Genomic DNA, 20,887 nt, shown 5'->3' on the forward strand with positions numbered 1-20,887 from the left:
CTCCCTCTATATTAATCGAATACCTTGCCGTGGTTGGCAGCAATCTGAATCATCTTGTCGTAATCGTCAGCACTCAAATCCATAAAGTAATAGTTGACAGGGTTCACTACCTGCCCCTTGACATGCACCTCGTAATGCAGATGCGGTCCGGTACTCTTTCCTGTAGAGCCCACTTCACCAATCACCTCACCACGTACCACTTTCTGTCCTACCCTTACCTTTATCTTACTCAGATGTGCATAACGCGTTACATACCCAAAGCCATGGTCAATCAAGATACAATTACCGTACAGCCCTTCCCAACCAGCCTTCACAACCTTTCCGTTACCCGTTACATACACCGGTGTACCGATATCAGCAGAGAAGTCCATACCTGCATGAAACTTTACAGTCTTATAGATAGGGTCGATACGTGTACCATATCCGGAAGCTGTCTGCTTCAGATTTTTGTTCGATACAGGCTGAATGGCAGGAATACAAGCCAGCATCTCGTCATTCCGTTTACACAGATTCACCACCTCATCGAACGACTTGGACTGAATATACACCCTTCGTGCCAGCAAGTCCATCTTTTGCGTAGTATTTATCACCAGATTCTTATTGGCCATATCCATCAATTCCTCATAACGGTTTGTTTTCCCATAACTGGCATTACGCAATTCGTCACTCACAGGATCGGCCTGCATAATGACACGGTACAAGTTGTCATCGCGCTGTTGAAGATGCTGCATCACATCCAGCGCTTCATCCAGACGGGTAGAAAGGATATTATACTGAGCAAGCAAGCGAGAGTTTTCTACACGGAGGTCTTTTTCGGAAGGAGAGCCGAAAATCCACAACAGCAAAATAAAACTGCCGGCTCCCAAACCCATCCCCACGAACAGGCGTCTTAAATAGCTCTGTACCCTCTGCCGCATGGTAGGATAAATACGATCGTACGTTCGTGTCTGAGGGTTATAGATATAATAGACTTTACGCATTCAAATCTAGTTTTGAAGAATTTTAAGATGCAACGGTTCAAGTTTTTGCATCAAACATACGGACAAAAATAATAAAACCGATTATCTTTGCAAATCAAATTTGAGAATATTAACTACAAGACATTATAAGCATTATGTTGACAGCAAACGAAATCCGCGACTCATTCGTCAAGTTTTTTGAGTCGAAAGGACATCAGATTGTGCCTTCTGCACCAATGGTCATCAAAGACGACCCTACTCTGATGTTTACCAATGCAGGTATGAACCAGTTTAAAGACATTATTCTGGGTAATCATCCTGCGAAATATACCCGTGTAACAGACTCACAAAAATGCTTGCGCGTAAGCGGTAAGCACAACGACCTGGAAGAAGTAGGTCATGATACCTATCATCACACCATGTTCGAAATGTTGGGTAACTGGTCATTCGGCGACTACTTCAAGAAAGAAGCTATCAGCTGGGCATATGAATATCTGGTGAACGTGCTGAAACTCGATCCGAAAGACTTGTATGTAACTGTATTCGAAGGAAGCCCAAGCGAAGGTCTGTCTCGCGATGACGAAGCAGCCGGCTATTGGGAACAATTCTTCCCGAAAGACCATATCATCAACGGAAACAAGCACGATAACTTCTGGGAAATGGGTGATACAGGTCCTTGTGGTCCTTGCTCGGAAATCCACATTGACTCTCGTTCGGAAGAAGAAAAAGCAGCTATACCGGGAAGCCAGCTGGTAAACAAAGATCATCCGCAGGTTATCGAAATCTGGAACCTGGTGTTCATGCAGTACAACCGTAAAGCAGACGGTTCTTTGGAATCATTGCCTGCAAAAGTAATCGATACCGGTATGGGATTCGAACGTCTGGTACGTACCTTGCAGGGAAAAACATCAAACTATGATACAGACGTATTCCAGCCTATCATCAAAGTAATCGGTGACTTGTCTGGCAAGAAATACGGTGATGACGAAAAGACAGATGTAGCCATGCGCGTAGTGGCAGATCACATCCGTACCATCGCCTTCTCTATTACCGACGGACAGCTTCCGTCTAACGCCAAGGCCGGTTACGTAATCCGCCGTATCCTCCGCCGTGCCGTTCGCTATGCATATACCTTCCTGGGACAGAAGCAGGCATTCATGTACCGTCTGGTACCGGTGTTGATTGAAAACATGGGTGGTGCTTATCCGGAACTGAAAGCACAGCAGGCTTTGATTGAAAAAGTAATGAAGGAAGAAGAAGAATCATTCCTCCGTACACTGGAAACCGGTATCCGCCTGTTGGACAAGACTATGAGCGAAGCAAAAGCTGCCGGAAAAACTGAAATCAGCGGAGTGGATGCTTTCACATTGTACGATACCTTCGGATTCCCATTCGACTTGACAGAACTGATTCTCCGTGAAAACGGTCTGTCTGCCGACGTGAAAGGATTTGAAGCAGAAATGCAGAAACAGAAAGAACGTGCCCGCAATGCAGCTGCCGTAGAAACAGGCGACTGGATTACACTGAAAGAAGGTGAAACTACTTTCGTAGGTTACGACTATACTGAATATGAAACCAGCATCTTGCGCTACCGTCAGGTAAAACAGAAAAACCAGACACTGTTCCAGATTGTATTGAGCGATACTCCGTTCTATGCAGAAAGCGGTGGTCAGGTAGGTGATACCGGTGTATTGGTAAGCGAATTCGAGACTATCGAAATCATCGATACTAAGAAGGAAAACAATCTTCCTATCCACATTGCCAAGAAACTTCCCGAACATCTGGAAGCTCCGATGATGGCTTGTGTAGACACAGACAAACGTGCGGCTTGTGCAGCTAACCACTCTTGTACACACTTGCTGGACGAAGCATTGCGTCAGGTATTGGGTACACACGTAGAACAGAAAGGTTCACTCGTTACTCCAGACTCACTCCGTTTCGACTTCTCTCACTTCCAGAAAGTGACTCCGGAACAGATTCGTGAAGTGGAACATCTGGTCAATGCAAAGATTCGTGAAAACGTACCTTTGACTGAATACCGTAACCTGCCTATCGAGAAGGCAAAAGAACTGGGTGCTATCGCTCTCTTCGGTGAAAAGTATGGCGACGAAGTACGTGTCGTACAGTTCGGTTCATCTATCGAGTTCTGTGGAGGTACTCACGTATCGGCTACCGGAAAAATCGGTATGGTGAAAATCATCTCTGAAAGTTCTGTAGCTGCAGGTGTACGCCGTATCGAAGCTGTTACCGGAGAAAAGGTAGAAGAAATGTTCGACATGGTACAGGATACTATCAGCGACCTGAAAGCACTGTTCAACAACGCTCCTGACCTGAAAGCTGCTATTACAAAATATATCGACGAAAATGCAGGCTTGAAGAAACAGATGGAAGAATTCATGAAAGAAAAAGAAGCTTCTGTCAAGAACAAGCTGATTGAAAATGCAAAAGAAGTAAACGGTGTGAAAGTAATCAGCACTGTACTTCCGATGCCGGCTGACGCTGTGAAGAACATTGCCTTCCAGCTGAAAGGACAGTTCCCTGAAAACTTGTTCGTTGCTATCGGTAGCGTATTCGAAAACAAACCGTTGCTGACTGTAACCATGAGCGAAGACCAGGTGAAAGCCGGACTGAACGCAGGCCAGTTGGTACGCGAAGCTGCCAAACTGATTCAGGGTGGCGGTGGCGGTCAGCCTCACTTTGCTACAGCCGGTGGTAAGAACCCCGACGGACTGAGTGCAGCTGTCGATAAGATTATCGAATTGGCAGGATTCTGATTTCAACAGAATCCCTCTATATAAGAAATGTCATTCTCCCGGAATAGTTTCCTGTGGAGAATGACATTTTTGTATTTGGATACCCAGAGCAATTGAAGCTCTTTTAATATTGAACAAAAAGCGGCAATAATACACGCAAAAAACGCGACTTGTCACGTTAGCTGATGATACAAGTATCGAAAGGCAACGATACAAGTATCGTATGCCAACGTGACAAGTCGCATTTTTAACGTGATTATTCAAGCAAAATCACACCAGCAGCTTTACTCGAAGAAGAGGTAAAACGAACAGTCAGGACACATCCATTATTAGCCTGTATCTTTTCCGGCAGAACAATTGGATACGTAGTTTTTTCCTGCAGACTCTTTACATCATCAGATGAAGCAAGGAGTTTTCCATCTGCCTCAAGTATAAAGCCTGTCGCCTCTATCTCTTTTCTTCCCTTTATGATTTCTATAGAAATTCCCTTCATTTTTTCCAGCATACGGGCAGAAAGATTCAGTTTCACCTCTTTTGTTTCCTTATCTCCCAAGCTCCATACTCCTATCAAATTAGGCTGATTCAATTTCAAGTCCTTTTCCGAAATATCTTTTGATAATGCGATCATCTTTTTAGAGAAATCCACCACATCAATCGTCCCCCATTCATAATCTGTACCCTGATGATTCTCTACCCAATTACGCTCCCAAGCAGGCATATCGAAATCTATTCCCTGAGTCCGACTGGTATAATAATTCTTCCAACGGCCTAAATAATAACTTTCTATCAGTCCGCTCCAAATACGGGCTGCATAATCATCGACAGGAGGTCCCCAAATAGTTACAATTCTACGGGCATTTTTTTCATATTGCTTTTGTTGTTCCGGTGTTTCAGCAGCCTTCCGTGCAAAGTCCAGCCAACGCTCCAAACGAAGTGTAGGATGCTGGCTCAAAAGAGCGTCCATTCCCAACATCAAAGTTTCAAACCGGCTTTGAAGAAAACAAGCTTGTAAAGTATCTCCCAACAAATACTCCTGATCGATCATCTTCGTCAAAATCTCAGCTTTTCCACCCAAATACTGAGTGGCCATTTCTGCCAAATCAACTCGATACATCTTGTTATCCCCTAATTCATCTGCGGCATCCACAAAGCATTCCAACCCTTTAAAGTAGTCTTCGCATATATTAATAGAACCATCTTTAACAGTACCCGGACGGAACTGCCAATTGAAACGAGGATGGTCGGTAAAAGTACCATATACCGACTTCAACAGATAATTCCATGCAGCCGTGATATCGGCAGAGGCTTTTCCATAACGGTTTTCCGAATAATCCTTCAACCAGTTGCGCACATCTATCCGGCGAGAGCTCCAACCGGCATCTGTCACCAGTTCATACAACACTTCATTATTCTCAATACCTTCCGGAGCCATTCCATGTGCAATCAGTTTCCCTTTATAAGGTGAGGCCAAAGCTTCCAAATGACCATTGGCATAAAAGTCAAGTACCCCAGTCATTCCTACCTTACCTCCCATATTAGGTATCACACTATATACCCACTGTTTATTATAAAAGCCCTTATAATATTCCCAGTTTACTTCGGAATGCCAGAAATGCTTATTATAATCCACAGCCAGATCAAGCAACAGCATTTTATCATCAGGAACTTTCGATACCAAGGCTCCTAAAGTTTCATAATCCCAGATATGCCGCTGATACCCAAACATCCATCCCTGCATCACCCATACAGCTTTGGTATTAGCCTTCCTAATTGATTCGTATACACTATTACCATAGGAAGCTGCCATCTCATACCGTTCAGGATTTCCTTTTTCAGGAAAAGGGATTTCCATTTCATTAAAACTGTCTACCAGATAATAATCGCATTTTCCAAACTCTTTCTCCCATTCACGGATAAATGCCGTACCTATTTCTTTAAATAAAGGCTCTTGAGGAGAAATCATCCAGTTAGAGAAAGCACCTCCCCAATGTGTCTCGATTATTTCCAGTTCCGGATGAATACGCTTGAACTCCTGAGGAATAAACCCCGGGAAACCCGGACAAATGGGTTTCATCCCCAAGGAGCGCATTCTATCCAATATTTTATGTTGAAGAGCGATTTGTTTCCGATGCCAGTCTTCATTAAGAGGACCATCTATCCCACTTACATTTCCCATACGCATCCAGGGTAAATGAGCAGGTCCTACAAAATAATGTTCTATTTCTTCATCAGTCAACCCCATTTTTTTCCATACACGTGCTATAATTGCCTCATAGCCTACTAAAGCCAACGGCATATTAATGCCATGCAGAGCCATCCAGTCAATTTCCTGTTGCCAACGTTCCCAATCCCAGTAAGGCATGGAGTATCCATAAGTACAGACATTAAAATAATAATGATTGGAGAAAGGAGAAACAGTTCTTACAAAAGACTGGTCGGGTAATACGCCGGGGACAGTAATACTATTTCCACTCCATGTATACATTCCCCATTGATTATCCTTTATATAGTCGTAAAAGCCACGACATAAAGATACATTATCTGAGGCCTGAATACGCAATGTTCCATCCTGCACCTCATACTGATAATACGTACTGTCCTTATCCTGTTTCAACTTCAATGACACAGGGATATCCTGCCGGCCGGAAACACGTTGAATCAGTTCACGTACAGCTTTTGTCTGCTGAGCGCATCCAAGCACCTCTCCAGCCAACAGATAAAATAAAAATAAAAAAATGTGTTTTCCCATGTAATAGTTCTTATTTGTTATTTATACACCCATCGGGTCAGAATTGTATTCGGAGTTTTTACTACAAACTTATAGAATTTTGAAGCAGGATATTTACTCAAGTCAACTACAAACTGACCGGAAGAAGCTTTTACCCGTCCTAACTCAATCCACTGATCATGCCCCCCATCTTTATAATTATTCGTAGTAGACATATAAACCACAGCCTCTTCTTCTGAACATTCCGATTGCCAGTTCAGTTTCAAAGTATTATCATAAGGATGTGTCGTCAAGTTATAAATATCTGTCGCCCCATAGAAAGAGATACCGTCTTGTTCGAAAGCAACGTCTTGAGGTATGTCAAATTCCATAAAACGGCAAATAGAAGGAAGAATATCAACCAAAGCCAATGTCGGACGTCTGAACTGTTCATTCAACTGATTGAAGTTAGTTGAAATCCAAACACTGCGTTCACGAGCCAACTGCCCTCCATGATGATGTCCGCTTTCTCCTCTTCCATGGTCGGTCGTGACAATAATCATCCATTCTTCATCAAAATGTTTTTCACGATACTTGACAGCCTCCCATATCTGTCCGACCAGTTCGTCTGTCTTATTGACATACTGATCCATAAAACTTCCATCACCATAGATATGAAAACCAGAGTCTGTATACCACAAATAAACCCAACTCAAATCAGGAGCATCCTTACGTATACAATCTGCTGCAGCTTTACTTACTACAGAATCAATATCAAAAATCTGTAATTCATCTTTCTTCTGAGGAAAATTTACCTTGTCGTTATCATAGCCGTCAAAGACATAGTCTATCTTCAGAGAATCGGTTTCTTTTTTCCCCTCCCCAATCAAAACAGTACGGTTATCGGTCCAGCCAGAAAAGATTGCAGTTGTGTAGTTTTTCTTCTGTTCTTTAGCGATACGAAATAAAGACCAATAATTATAGTTTGGTTTCAAATTAGAGTTTCCATCTACATTATGCTTATTCATCCATGTACCAGTCAATATATTCATATAACCAATTGCCGAAATGGTAGGAGTCTGCGAATAACCGCCTATTTCTCCCCCGGTATAAGCACGGGCATATCCTCCTTGCGAAGCTATATCGTATATATATTTAGGATGGACACGTTCTATATAGTCAGCCGGTATACCATCCAACACCACATACACCACTTTACGGGTTTTACCATAAAGCAAAATCGGAAACAATACGCAAATTGCAACAATCAAGTACTTTTTCATAATTTCATGTCTATTTATTAATATCTTTTTTCTATAAATTTCATTACCTGCAATTCCCCATTCAATTTCTTAGGTATGGAATATAAAACAAGATAGACTCAGATTATAAGGTCTGCAAAAATAACACTTTATTTATATCACTCGTTTTTCATCTTTACAAATTGCCCGGGCGACATTCCTGTAATCTGCCTGAACACCCGATTAAAATTATTGGGAGTACTGAAACCTACTTCATAAGCTATTTCCGATAAAGTTTTCTCCCTGTCGGCCAGCAATTCAATAGCCCTCGTCACTCGCTGATAATTCAGATACAGACTAAAACGGATATTCGAGCGGAAAAACAAACGGCTCAGGTTACGGACCGAAAATCCAAAGTATTTTGCTACCGTTTCTATTTTCAAATTCTCGCCACAATGCTCTGTTATATAATGTAACACCGGTACCAGGCGCTGATCGTCGGGAATCACCAGTGTCTTTAGAAGAATCTCTCTGACCGGACTCATGGAGGGAAGTAGCTTAAAGAAGCTCAAAGTAAACTGAAATAAATCGGCTTGTGTATCTCTTCGAATCAATTTGCCTTTCGAAGCGATAAACTTTAAATTTTCTGCTATTACCGAAGTGGTATTATAAATGGAAAAGCCATTCATCACATCAGCCTCCTCAAATGACAAATAAAAGATAACCAGCGAAACCAGACGATTGTGACTGCATAACTCATGTTCTACTCCAGCCGGTATCCAGGCTATGTGTTTTTCCGGTACAAAATAATTCGTATTGCCAATCTGTACCCTTAACGTTCCCGACAAAGTATAGATAATTTGTTCCTTATTATGAGCATGAGCAGGTAGAACAATTTCTTCCCAACCTGTTTTTTTTATAAAGATTTCTTCAGGTTGTGAACTGTTTATAGTCGCAATATACGATTTCTGTTCTCCATTCATCGGTTGGCATGATTTGATAATTTTATTGCATTAATTGAAAATTCAGAACAAAGTTAAAGGTTTATTTTTGCATGCACAAATTGAAATAGACAGAAAAGGTTACATGAAGAATAGGTATTGGTTTTTCTGCATCGGATTGCTTTTTTCAGGAGCTGCATCCGATGCCCAGACTCGTATACTCAGTATAGACGAAATGTTCCACTTGGCTGACGAGAACAGCAAAAGCATACGGGTACACACACTTCACACGGAAGAAACCGCTCAAGGGATTAAAGTTGCACGTGACAAGCGACTTCCATCCATTCACAGCGAACTGACTCTCAACTACATTGGAGACGGTTGTATGACCGACCGGGATTTTTCAAACGGAATACATGCAGACATGCCTCACTTTGGAAATACATTTGTTCTGAAGGCAAGTCAGGTAGTTTACAGCGGGGGAAGCATCAGCGGAAACATCGAGAAGAGTAAGCTGATGCACCGGAATGCCCAACTGGAATACGACAGTAACCGCCAGGATATACGTTTCCTGCTCATCGGCTACTACCTGGATATATGTCAGCTGAATAATGAAAAGACGGTGTACGAAAAGAATATCGAACAGACACAGCTTCTGGTGAAAGATATGCGAGCAGCCTACAGCCAGGGAACAGCTTTGAAGAGCGACATTACACGCTATGAGCTTCAGCTTCAGAATCTGAAACTGGCACTGACTTCCGTTCTGAACAAGAAGAATATATTATGCCAGCATCTGGCCAGTACCATCGGACTGCCGGAAGGTACAATTATACAGCCTGATACAGCACAACTTAAAAACATACAGATTGCGAGACAGAGCGAAACAGCCTGGAAAGAAGGAAAGCTGAATGCTCCCGCACTACAAATGGCCGATAACCAAATACAACTAAAGCAAAACGAGGAACGCCTGATTAAGGCGGAAAGAAGGCCCCATATCAACCTCACCGCTACCAATGATTTTACCGGTCCCATTCTTGTAGAAGTACCACCGTTGAACAATAATTTCAACTACTGGTTTGCGGGAGTCTCTGTCTCATACAATCTGGACGCCTTGTTCAAAACCAAAAAGAAACTAAAACAGGCACGTATCTCCACGCTTAAGACACAGGAACAAAGAAGACTGGCAGAAGAAGAACTCGACAACGCCATTCATGCCGCTTACATCGGACTGAACGAAGCTTATACGCGACTTCAGACCCAGCAGAAGAGTGTACAGCTTGCACACGAGAACTTCAATATCGTAAAGCACCGTTACCTAAATGGTTTGTCACTGATTACCGATATGCTGGATGCAAGCAATACGCAGCTGGACACCGAATTACAACTGACCAACGACCAGATTAATATTCTATACCAATATTATCTGCTCAAGAAATTAAACGGAACATTATAATAAACCCTATATACTCATGATAAAAAATAAGAAAAGAGCCATCCCCAATTTCATCATACTGCTTGTACTGGCAGGAGGTATAAGCTGGATAAGCGGAAAATTTATCCGCCTCGGCAGCAACGAATATACAGACAATGCACAAATCAAACAACATCTGACTCCTGTCAATACACGAGTACAGGGATTTATCAAGAAAATTTGCTTTGAAGAATATCAGAGAGTGAAGAAAGGAGATACACTGGCTATTATAGACGATACCGAATATCGCCTGAAAGTAGCGCAGGCAGAAGCCGACTATCAGAATGCTCTGGCTGGAAAAAGTGCCATGTATACAACTATCAACACCACACAAAACAACATTTTCGTAACCGAAGCAGCTATCGAAGAGCAACGGGTACGTCTGCTGAATGCTGAAACCGACTACAAACGTTACCAGGAACTGATGAAAGAAGAAGCGGTAACTCCCCAGCAGTTCGACCGGGTGAAAACTGATTATGCTGCTACCAAAGCACGGTATGAACAGTTACTGAGACAGAAACAGTCTACCTCCCTTATGAAGCAGGAACAGACTCAGCGTCTGGAACAAAACGAGTCGGCTATCAAACTGGCAGAAGCAGCACTGAATCTGGCCAAACTGAACCTCTCGTATACCATCATCCGTGCTACAACCGACGGAGTAACCGGACGCAAGGATATTCACGAAGGACAGCTGGTACAATCCGGACAAACACTGGTCACTCTGGTAGACGGTACAGAAAAATGGGTAATTGCCAACTATAAAGAAACCCAGACTACAGACATGCAAAAAGGACAGCTGGTCAAGATACAAGTTGATGCCATTCCAGGAATAGAATACGAAGGACAAATTTCTTCTATCTCCGACGCGACCGGTTCATTCTATTCGGTGATACCGCAAGACAACTCTGCCGGAAACTTTGTAAAAGTAGAACAGCGTATCCCAGTACGTATAGAATTCACACACAACAACCGTCCGGAAGATCTCGAACGCCTCCGTGCCGGTATGAATGTAGAATGTACCGTAAAATTCTAAAAGCCAATGAAACCAGTACGTCCCCGTATCCTATACTTCAAGGAATCGCTTTCTACCCCCTTCTGTATCTGTATCTCCTTGTTTTTCGCCATGGTTTTCCAATTCAATGGCGGAGTTTTCCTGCCTACAGCCTACCAGATGTCGAGTGCATTGGGTTGTATTCAGGAAGATATCAACATGGCAGGATACGCTTCTTTTATCGGGATGACTGTGATTTTTCCCATTCTGTTCCGTCTTAAGTCGCGTTTCACGACCCGTTCCATATTGCTGACGGTATGTTGCGTACTGATAGTATGCAACCTTATCACCATGCATACCCGGCAAATTCCGCTTTTGATTTTCATTTGCTTTATTTCCGGTTTTTTCCGTATGTGGGGAACCTTCGAATGTTTCTCCAACATCCGCCTAAGTGTGACTCCTTCCGGTAATTTCTCTGTATTCTATCCGGTTATCTATATTATCGTACTGGAAAGTATCCAGTTGTCCGGTCTGGTAGCCACTCATATATCCGAGTGGGCCAACTGGCATTATATGCACTGGTTTGTCATCGGTCTGCTGGTCATTGTATGGTTTTGTGTATTCTTTCTTACCCGCCCCTATCGCCCGGGAAAGAAAATACCCTTGTATGGTATAGACTGGCTAAGTGGTATACTCTGGGGAGTGATGCTGTTTGCTGTAGTTTATATTTGTATCTACGGTGAATATCACGACTGGCTAGACAGTGTAGAAATACGTGCCTGCATCGTCATTGCCCTGCTCTGCCTGCTCATCAACATCAACCGCATGAGCACAGTGCGCCGCCCGTATATCTCACCCAAGGTATTCCGTTACCGCAACTTTCCGGTTATTCTGTTCCTGTTCCTCACGATGTGTCTGCTTCTTACCACCTCTTCGGTTCTGCAGAGCCAGTTCATGACTTCCATTCTGCATTACGACGACTTGAATTCTGTATCCATCAACTGGTGTGTATTTATCGGTATTCTCTCGGGAGCAGCAGTTGTATTCTACCGCCAGGTAGTCTTGCGTAAAGGCTTCAAACTTCTCATTTCAGTAGGATTTATACTGATTATTATTTATCAGTACTACATGTATTTTCTTATTTATCCTACACTGAATATCGAAAGCCTGTACCTGCCCAATTATCTGAAAGGTGTAGGAAACGGTATACTTTATATTGCACTGACCATTTACATTGCCAAGAGTGTTCCTTTCCAGCATTTCTTTCAAGGACTTTGCGTACTAAGCTTTATCCGTACCAGTATAGCTACCCCACTCGGAACAGCCATTCTTACCCGATGGCTCAGACATTTGAGTCAGGAAAACATCGGACTTCTCAGTCTGAGAATGGACCAGGTACACAGTAGCCTGTCTCCTCATTCCATACAAGCTCTTTACGCACAGGTTACAGAGCAAACCATTCTCATCAGTCTGAAAGAACTGTTCGGATGGATTTGCATTATCAGTACAGTGTTTCTGTGTATTCTGCTCAGCTACAGACTTTGGGAGAATCATCACGAAAAACTGATGAAAAAACATACCATCGCCATAGAACCTTAAGAAAATTTCGACATGCAAAAAACAATGAATACCTGACAAAAAGCTGAAAAACTGCAACATTCAAGGGGCTGATTCAAAGTACGAAGACGCCCCTTTTTCACACAATTCTCTAACAAAATATACATTTGTTCTGACTATTCTGTCTGCTCCTTCGGCCAATTTACCAGATAGATTTTCTCTGTAGCACGGGTAAAAGCAGTATAAAGCCAACGATAATAGTCGGGCGAAAGCATTTCTTCGGTCATATACCCCTGATCGAGAAAAATCCTTTTCCACTGTCCACCCTGAGCCTTATGGCAAGTCACGGCATAAGCATACTTCACCTGTAAGGCATTATAATATGCATCTTCCTTCATTTTTTTCATACGTTCACGTTTCGTAGGAACATCTGCATAATCTTCCAGTACAGCATAAAACAAACGGTCGTTTTCCTCTTTCGTAAGCGAAGGAGCATCCGAATGCAGGGTATCCAGAAGAATCTTGACCTCCAGTTCCAAATCATCATAATCCGGAAAAGTCAGTACAACATCGGCAAAACGGAAGCCATACATCTCGCGTATCCGGCGTACTCTACGTACTACAGCCACATCTCCATTGGCAATAAAATCCAGTTCCTTACACTCCGCTCCCCAATAATAATTATTCTTCGCCACCATCAGCATATCCCCCGTGTTCAGTTCGTCTTCTCTGAACAAGATTGAATTACGTATCCCTTTGTTATAAAGATTGGCCCGTTTGTTGGAACGGCAGATTATCATGGTATCGTCCATACCTGCCGTATCATAGGCTTCGGTAATGGCTTCTATCAGTTCTCCTCCCGGCAGAATCCGTACATCGGAGCATGCAGTTGCCTTCAACACCGGAAGCGAAAAGAAATTCTCTTCTGTAATATATTGTCGCAACAATGTAGCATTGTATAAAATACCGGAATCAGTTGTCTGACGCACTACCTGTGTCAAGCTACACTCCGTAACCTCCAGTCCATAGCCCCGCAAAAAAGAAGCCGATAAAGCCGGACTCTCCTCTTCGCCTACCGGAGGTAACTGTGCCGTATCTCCTACCATCATCAGCCGACATCCCTCTCCACTATATACATACTGCACCAAATCGTCCAGCAGTCGTCCTGTACCAAAAGCCATTCCTCCCAGTCCGCTATTGGCTATCATTGAAGCCTCATCTATTATAAATAAGGTGTGACGATGCATATTCTGATTGATAGTGAAATTGTCCGTTTCATTCGAAAATACCCGCTGGCGATAAATCTTCTTATGAATGGTATAAGCCGGATGTCCTGCATAATGCGCAAAAACCTTTGCTGCCCGACCGGTAGGAGCCAACAATACACATTTCCGCTTCAACTCCCCCATGGTTCTGACCAAAGCCCCCATCAGCGTAGTCTTTCCCGTTCCGGCATACCCTTTCAGAATGAAAGCAGAATCTGCTTGCGAAGAAAATAAAAAGTCGGCGAAAGATTTTATAGTAAAATCTTGTTCTTCTGTTGGTTTATAGGAAAAATTTCGCTTAATTTGCTGCGACAAATCATTATTTAACATAACACGGCATAAAAAGTTCACGTAACTTTGACGTGGTTAAAGTAATTTATTTTATTTTTGCGCTACGAATATAAACTAAAAAAACAAATATTATCATGAAAACAGTTATTAATCTTGTATTAGCTGCCTGTGTTGTTGCCTTGGTATACATCTGCTACGGCAGTATCATGGGTCCTATCAACTTCGATGAAGCAAAAAAAGAAAGAGAAAAAGCAATTATCGCTCGCTTGATCGATATCCGCAAAGCACAGCAGGAATATCGTACAATGCACAACGGTGCATATACAGCAGACTTCGACTCTCTGATTGCTTTCGTTAAAACTGCAAAACTTCCTTTCATCATGAAAGTAGGTTCTTTGACTGACGACCAGTTGAATAACGGTATGACAGAAAAGAAAGCTATGGAATTAATCAACAAAGCTAAAAAGACTGGTAACTGGAAAGATGTAGAAAAAGAAGGCTTGCAGAACTTCCGTCGTGATACAATGTGGGTTGCCGTAATGGATACTATTTTTGCTAAAGGTTTCAACCCGGATTCTTTGGCTTACGTACCATTCGGAAACGGATCTAAATTCGAAATGGCTATCCGTAAAGATACTACAAAATCTGGTGCTCCTCTGAACTTGTTCCAGGCACAGGTTGCTTACGACGTATATTTGGGCGACTTGGATGCACAGCAGTTGGCTAACTTGAAAGACATGCAGAACAAATTGGGTAAATACTGCGGTCTGAAAGTAGGTGATATCGAACAGCCTAACAACAACGCAGGTAACTGGGAATAATATATATGATTGAATCGATCGATTTTACAAAATCGGAACAATATACTTTATCCATCCGTCTTAGTACGGATGGATTTTCTTTTTCTATCTACGACCCGTTCTGCGACAGTAAATTATTCTTTAAGCAATACGCGGTCAACACCCAGCGCTCGATGGCAGCCAACGTAAAGTCGTTTTTGGCAGAAACAGAAGAGCTGAAGTACAAATACAAACAGACCAATATTCTGATTCATTCTTCGCGTTACACTCCGGTACCGCTGGAAATATTCGAAGACGAACAGATGGAAAGTCTGTTCTATCAGAACCTGCCCAAGCAAAACAACGAAATTGTACTGTGCAATATTCTGGGAAAAAGCAATCTAGTAATCCTCTTTTCCATCGACAAGCTGACGCATCAGTTTCTGACAGATAATTTTGCCTCCACACGTTTCTTCTCTGCCGTCAGCCCACAGATTGAACTGCTGACAGCCAAGAGCAGATTGGGAAACAATAGCAAGCTATATGCTAACCTGCACCCGCACAGCATTGATTTATTCTGCTTCGACCGCGGAAAGCTACAGCTCATCAACAGTTATCCGGTGACTACCACCGAAGATACCTGCTACTATCTGCTCAATGTATGGAAAATGTTGGGATACGACCAGGAACGGGATGAACTCCACCTGACAGGTGATCTCTCCCAACAGGACAGCCTAATGGGCGAGTTGAAAAAATACATAAGAAAGATATTCATTATTAATCCTCAGGCAGAACTTCACAGTGCAACAGACACTCCTATTGAAGAAGTTCCGTTTGACATCCAATCTCTACTGATATGCGAGTAATTAGTGGTATTTATAAAAGACGACGCTTCGATGTGCCCCATACATTCAAAGCCCGACCTACAACCGACTTTGCCAAAGAAAACCTTTTCAATGTACTGAACAACTACATTGATTTTGAAGACGGAATCACGGCTCTCGACCTGTTTGCAGGTACGGGAAGTATCAGTATAGAACTGGTTTCAAGAGGTTGCGACCGGGTGATTTCGGTAGAAAAAGACCCTCAGCATCATGCATTCATCAGTAAAGTGATGCGTGAAGTAAAAACCGACAAATGTTTTCCTCTGAGAGGTGATGTATTCAAATACATTGAAAAGTGTAGCGAGCAATTCGATTTTATCTTTGCCGATCCTCCTTATGCTTTGAAAGAACTGGCTACTATCCCAGACCTTATCTTCAACCAGGAGCTGCTGAAACCAGACGGACTGTTTGTGCTGGAACACGGAAAAGACTTGAATTTCGAAAATCATCCTAACTTTGTAGAGCACCGTCACTACGGAAGCGTCAACTTCTCTTTCTTTAGAGTAAAGGAGCCAGCAGACGAACCACAGACTCTATGACACGCTGTTTCCGCGGGCGCATAGCCCACTGCTTACGGGAGAGTAACAGACAACTGCGCTGATCATTTAAAAATATTTCTTTCAAAGCCAATGCTGTTTCTTTGTCATAAAAGAAAGCATTGGCTTCAAAATTATGTTCGAAACTACGGAAATCCATATTGGCAGAACCTACAGAAGCCACTTCATCATCGGATACAATGAGTTTGGAATGCAAAAATCCGGCTTTATATATATACACTTTTACACCGGCAGCCATCAGTTCATCCAGATAAGACAATGACCCCATGTGTGTAAGGAAAGTATCCGCACGTTCGGGAATCATCACCCTTACATCCACTCCTGCCAGTGCCGCTGTCTGAAAGGCATTCATTACCTCTTCAGTAGGAAGGAAATAAGGGCTCTGCACATAAATGTAACGCTGTGCATTACAAATGGCCAATACCACTCCCTGCATAATATCCTTCCACTCACCTACCGGATCGGATGTCACAATCTGAGCCACTACATTTCCTTCTTCGCGCATTTTCGGAAAATATTCTGCCGAAGTAAGCAATGTGCGGTCTATGGCATACCAGTCTGTAAGAAAAGAAGTTTGCAGTCCATAAACCGCTTTTCCCGACAGGCGCACATGAGTATCTCTCCATCTCCCCCATGAAAAGCCCCGGATATACCGCTCTGCAATATTCATTCCTCCGATAAAGCCAACCCTCCCATCAATAATGGCAATCTTCCGGTGGTTCCGGTAATTCACTTTACTGGTAAACAAAGGAAAACGTACTTTCAGGAACCCCAGCACTTCGATTCCCTCACACAACATCTGGTCGTAAAACAGCCGGTCTACCTTCCAGCATCCCACGTCGTCGTACAACAGACGCACCTTCACTCCTTCACGAGCCTTATCTATCAGCAAATCGCGCAACAGACGACCTACTGCATCGTTCTCAAAAATATAGAATTGCAAATGGATGTGATGCCGTGCACCGGCTATTGCCTTAATCAGCGCCTGCAACATCGAATACCCGTCGGTATAAATTTCCATTTTATTCCCGCCAAAAGGCAATGCCTTGTTCACCCGTTTAAAGAAAGCCATCAGTCTCGGCTTACCGGTTTCATCCTGCAAGGACTCCTGCGACTGATATTCAGCCATCGGACGCTTGCTGAGACGGATATAACGCTTCCTACTTATCAGGCGTTCCTTACGTGTACTCCTTCCAAAAAAGAAATAGAATATCAGTCCGACAACAGGAAAGAAAAACAAAACCAGAATCCATGTCATGGTCTTGATGGGACTCCGGTTGTCCAGTATCAGAGAAAATATGGTGAAGAGGACAATGAAAAAATACAATATATAAAAAAAAGTCCCGAAAATCTCACTCCAAGCTATTCCATCCATACAGATATCTATATTAATTGGACATTGCGACAGGAATAATGAAAAGCCATATGCAAAGCCTCCTCCTGTCTTTTCCCAAAGTTACACAAAAAAGATGAAAATACAAGAAGTGACAAACTCTGTATTATCGCCGACGGTGCAGGCTATACAGCCGACGACGTTGAACACAAAAATGGCGTCGCCAACTATAAAGCCGACGACGCCGATTGAAATATAGTTCTGTTACCCTACAGTATGAATAGCCGAATCAAACCTTAAAAACGGCGATGACGCGGTCCGGGACCACCAAACGCAGGTCCTCCGGCAGGACGAGGAGCTCCCTTACCACCGAACAAATTAAGACGATAAATAAAATGTACCATACAATAGCTGTAAATAGCATTGTATTCTATATCCTTACGCATGGCTGCCGTAATGGTACGGCTGATATTACTCTGATTACGCAGAATATCATAGAACTGAAGACTTACCGTAGCTGCATTTCCTTTCAGAAAATCCTGAGAAATCTGTGCATTCCAAATCAATTCATCGCGGTTCATGCTGGCATCTGCATATCCACGGCGTGAATTCTGTGAAAGATCGGTCGATACCGACATATTCCACGGAAGACGTACATTGGTGCTGGCACCATAAGAGAACTGATACGTATCCATGTTGTTGCTCTCCTGATAATTATTACGCGAATGAGTATAACTGATAGAACCATTCAGCGAGAACTCCCACCAATCGTTACGGTACGTACCACGCAAACGTTCGCTCAAAAGCAACTGTTTGGTAGTATTCTTATCGGCATCTGTCGTCACATCCTTATCACTGATGTAACTCACCATATTGCTATAGTTTGCCATGGTAAACGTATTGATGGTATACTTCTTATTACGCAAAGCCGTATTGGTACCCATCACTCCAAACACATTCCAGTTTCCGTTGATATTTTCCGGCATGGTTTCCGTACCTCCGGTAGAAGAATTATACGTTCTGCGGCTACTGATATCATTAATCATATTCTGGAAACGTACATGCGAGAACATACCACGTTGCGTTTCGGCATTAAAGAAATTGTATTCCAACTTGAACTCATTGGTAAAAGTAGGCTTCAGGCCTGGATTTCCCACCTTTACATTCAGCGGATCTGTATCATCCTTTATCGGCAGCAAGTCGACCATATCGGGCTGTGAACTTCGTCCACGGTATTCCAACTCCAGACGGCTTGTCTTAGAAAAGTTATACCGGAAACGGAACGTCGGTGTAAAATTGAAGACATGACGTACCGTATCTACATTATATTCTCCCTTCTGATAAGTAAGCGTAGAACTCTGTGGCTGGAAAGAGACACCCGCATTAAGCTGCATCTTCTCACGTACCCAGCGCAAAGCAAGATCGACCTGATGATTATAATAATTATAAGTCGCATTCTTGCTCAAGTCCGGATTCAATACTCCTTGGTCTCCCACCTCATCATGTATATTCCATCCATCGGGCATGTCGTAAGTGAAATTATCCGTAGTAGAATGTTTATACTGGAAGTTATAACTTAACTGCAAGAATCCTCCCTTGAAAATGGGTTCACTATACATCAAGCGAGCACTGTAATCCGATGTTTTGGTCGGTGTATTGATATAACGGCGAAGCTCTTCGTAACGCTCCTCATCAGTCTGTTGGAAATACTCGGTCAGCGAAGTAGAGAACTGTTCACTACTGCTGTTGGTATAATTGTATTTACCACGGAAAGTAAGGCTACGACCATTGTCAGACAAACGACGGTTGACCATCAACGAACCTCCTGCAGTTACATCGTCTCCGGTTGTAAGCGAATTTTTAACAATCGTATTGACAACAATCTCCTCGGGTACCAAATCAGTCACCTGTCCGGATGACAACAATTCATCCGTAGAGTATCCGGGATCTTCATTAAATGTATACGAGTTGACATTATTGGTATTATCCGTTTTTCCATACTTTACACGCGGACGAAAGATTAAAGTAGTAAGCGTATCCGGATGCCATTCAATACGGAAGTCGGCTGTAAGATTGGTTGTTTTGTTACGTGTATGGTCGAATGCATTCTGAAACGAACTATTTTCTGTAGAAACAAAAGTTTCTGAAGACTGCTTGCTCAGCATATCCGCATCCTTGTAGTTAAAGTTCACACTACCACCAGCTTCCAGCTTTTCGTTCTTTGTAGCAAAGTTAAATCCTCCCATTTTAATGGCAGTCAGCCCATTCTCCTTACGCCAGTGTCCACCGCCACCGCCTCCGGGAAATCCATTATCGTTTACATTATTGGCCGAACCGATGACAGTAAACTGATTGGAGCCCTTAAAATAATTCAGCATCAGTTTTCCACTATAACGGTCTTTGTTTCCACCAGCCAAATCGGCATTTCCAAACCAACCTTTATTCATACCTGGCTTCACAGTAAGGTCGAGCACGGTTTCCTCTTCTCCGTCATCAACTCCCGTGACACGGGCCAAATCAGACTGTTTGTCATACGCACGCACCTTATCAATGATGTTCACCGGCAGGTTTTTCATGGCAATATTCGGATCGTCAGCAAAAAACTCCTGACCATCTATCATGATTTTCTTGATTTCTTTTCCGTTGATGGTAATCTTTCCGTTTTCATCAATTTCTGCCCCAGGTAATTTTTTCACCAACTCCTCCAGTGCAGACCCCTCGGGTACACGGTATGCCGAACTATTGTATACCAACGTATCTGCCACCGCAGTCACTTCCGGTGCCTGTGCCACAATCACAGCTTCATCCAGCATAATGGCATCGGAGTGCAACTCGATTTTCCCCAACCGGAGTTGAGGAACATTACGTGTCAGTACAACTGATTTAAATGTAGGAGAATATCCTACAAAAGAAACCTTCAACAAATATTTTCCAGGACGAGCCGACAAGGAAAAATTCCCATCCAAATCGGTCACATTACCGGTTATCATCGTACTATCTTTCAATGAAAGAATCTGAACCGTAGCCTGCATTACAGGCGATTGATCATCCCCATCTACCACAGTGCCCGATATACTATTCTTTCCCCCTTTGTTTTGTGCCCACACAGCTCCCCAGCCGAACAGCAGCAAAACCACTAAAACCCAATTTTTCATTCT

The 20,887-nt window shown here is 42.9% G+C and carries 14 protein-coding genes; 7 read left to right on the top strand and 7 right to left on the bottom strand.

Annotated features, from left to right (window positions below; genetic code table 11):
• Window positions 1–11 precede the first annotated feature (11 nt).
• Window positions 12–980 carry a M23 family metallopeptidase gene (locus O6P32_RS12130; protein WP_178266167.1) on the bottom strand — a complete coding sequence of 323 codons (969 nt, stop codon included), beginning with the start codon at window positions 978–980 and terminating at the stop codon, window positions 12–14.
• Between the two features lie 134 nt (window positions 981–1,114).
• Between O6P32_RS12130 and alaS the strand changes: the two genes are divergently transcribed.
• Window positions 1,115–3,733, top strand: a complete 2,619-nt coding sequence (alaS, locus tag O6P32_RS12135; RefSeq protein ID WP_178266166.1) for an alanine--tRNA ligase — start codon at window positions 1,115–1,117, stop codon at window positions 3,731–3,733.
• A gap of 235 nt (window positions 3,734–3,968) precedes the next feature.
• On the opposite strand, the gene O6P32_RS12140 is transcribed toward alaS, so the two are convergent.
• The 3 genes from O6P32_RS12140 to O6P32_RS12150 form a co-directional block, all read right to left on the bottom strand.
• Window positions 3,969–6,461, bottom strand: a complete 2,493-nt coding sequence (locus O6P32_RS12140) for an alpha-N-acetylglucosaminidase (RefSeq protein ID WP_269878775.1) — start codon at window positions 6,459–6,461, stop codon at window positions 3,969–3,971.
• A 17-nt stretch (window positions 6,462–6,478) separates the two neighbouring features.
• Entirely contained in the window at window positions 6,479–7,702 is a 1,224-nt protein-coding gene (locus O6P32_RS12145; protein ID WP_269878776.1) for an alkaline phosphatase family protein, read from the bottom strand.
• Between the two features lie 137 nt (window positions 7,703–7,839).
• Entirely contained in the window at window positions 7,840–8,643 is an 804-nt protein-coding gene (locus O6P32_RS12150) for an AraC family transcriptional regulator (RefSeq protein ID WP_178265796.1), read from the bottom strand.
• A gap of 103 nt (window positions 8,644–8,746) precedes the next feature.
• Between O6P32_RS12150 and O6P32_RS12155 the strand changes: the two genes are divergently transcribed.
• Genes O6P32_RS12155 through O6P32_RS12165 form a run of 3 tightly spaced genes read left to right on the top strand, consistent with a single transcriptional unit; the run spans window position 8,747 to window position 12,662 of the window.
• Window positions 8,747–10,054 (top strand): TolC family protein, encoded by a 1,308-nt coding sequence (locus tag O6P32_RS12155; protein ID WP_269878777.1) that lies wholly within the window; start codon window positions 8,747–8,749, stop codon window positions 10,052–10,054.
• A 16-nt stretch (window positions 10,055–10,070) separates the two neighbouring features.
• Complete coding sequence (locus O6P32_RS12160; RefSeq protein WP_178265798.1) at window positions 10,071–11,105, top strand: HlyD family secretion protein; 1,035 nt, start codon at window positions 10,071–10,073, stop codon at window positions 11,103–11,105.
• 6 nt (window positions 11,106–11,111) lie between these two features.
• Complete coding sequence (locus O6P32_RS12165; RefSeq protein ID WP_269878778.1) at window positions 11,112–12,662, top strand: efflux MFS transporter permease; 1,551 nt, start codon at window positions 11,112–11,114, stop codon at window positions 12,660–12,662.
• 134 nt (window positions 12,663–12,796) lie between these two features.
• Here O6P32_RS12165 and O6P32_RS12170 read toward each other — a convergent pair whose 3' ends face one another.
• A complete protein-coding gene (locus O6P32_RS12170; protein ID WP_178265800.1) occupies window positions 12,797–14,215 on the bottom strand; it encodes an ATP-dependent DNA helicase in 1,419 nt (472 codons plus the stop codon).
• Window positions 14,216–14,310: 95 nt separating this feature from the next.
• Here O6P32_RS12170 and O6P32_RS12175 point away from each other — a divergent pair, with 95 nt between their 5' ends.
• From O6P32_RS12175 to O6P32_RS12185, 3 genes are read left to right on the top strand one after another with little or no spacing between them, the layout of a single operon-like run.
• Entirely contained in the window at window positions 14,311–14,997 is a 687-nt protein-coding gene (locus O6P32_RS12175) for a hypothetical protein (protein WP_178265801.1), read from the top strand.
• Window positions 14,998–15,002: 5 nt separating this feature from the next.
• Window positions 15,003–15,821 (top strand): DUF3822 family protein, encoded by an 819-nt coding sequence (locus tag O6P32_RS12180; protein ID WP_178265802.1) that lies wholly within the window; start codon window positions 15,003–15,005, stop codon window positions 15,819–15,821.
• The gene (locus O6P32_RS12185) at window positions 15,812–16,378 is read left to right on the top strand and encodes an RsmD family RNA methyltransferase (RefSeq protein ID WP_269878779.1); all 567 of its coding nucleotides are present in this window, start codon (window positions 15,812–15,814) and stop codon (window positions 16,376–16,378) included. The genes O6P32_RS12180 and O6P32_RS12185 overlap by 10 nt, the downstream gene beginning before the upstream one ends.
• On the opposite strand, the gene cls is transcribed toward O6P32_RS12185, so the two are convergent.
• Both cls and O6P32_RS12195 read right to left on the bottom strand, forming a co-directional pair.
• Window positions 16,338–17,771, bottom strand: a complete 1,434-nt coding sequence (cls, locus tag O6P32_RS12190) for a cardiolipin synthase (RefSeq protein WP_269878781.1) — start codon at window positions 17,769–17,771, stop codon at window positions 16,338–16,340. The genes O6P32_RS12185 and cls overlap by 41 nt on opposite strands.
• 254 nt (window positions 17,772–18,025) lie before the next feature.
• Window positions 18,026–20,884, bottom strand: a complete 2,859-nt coding sequence (locus O6P32_RS12195; RefSeq protein WP_269878784.1) for a TonB-dependent receptor — start codon at window positions 20,882–20,884, stop codon at window positions 18,026–18,028.
• Between the last annotated feature and the right edge of the window lie 3 nt (window positions 20,885–20,887).

Source organism: Phocaeicola acetigenes (assembly GCF_027529745.1).
GTDB classification, from domain to species: Bacteria; Bacteroidota; Bacteroidia; order Bacteroidales; family Bacteroidaceae; genus Phocaeicola; species Phocaeicola acetigenes.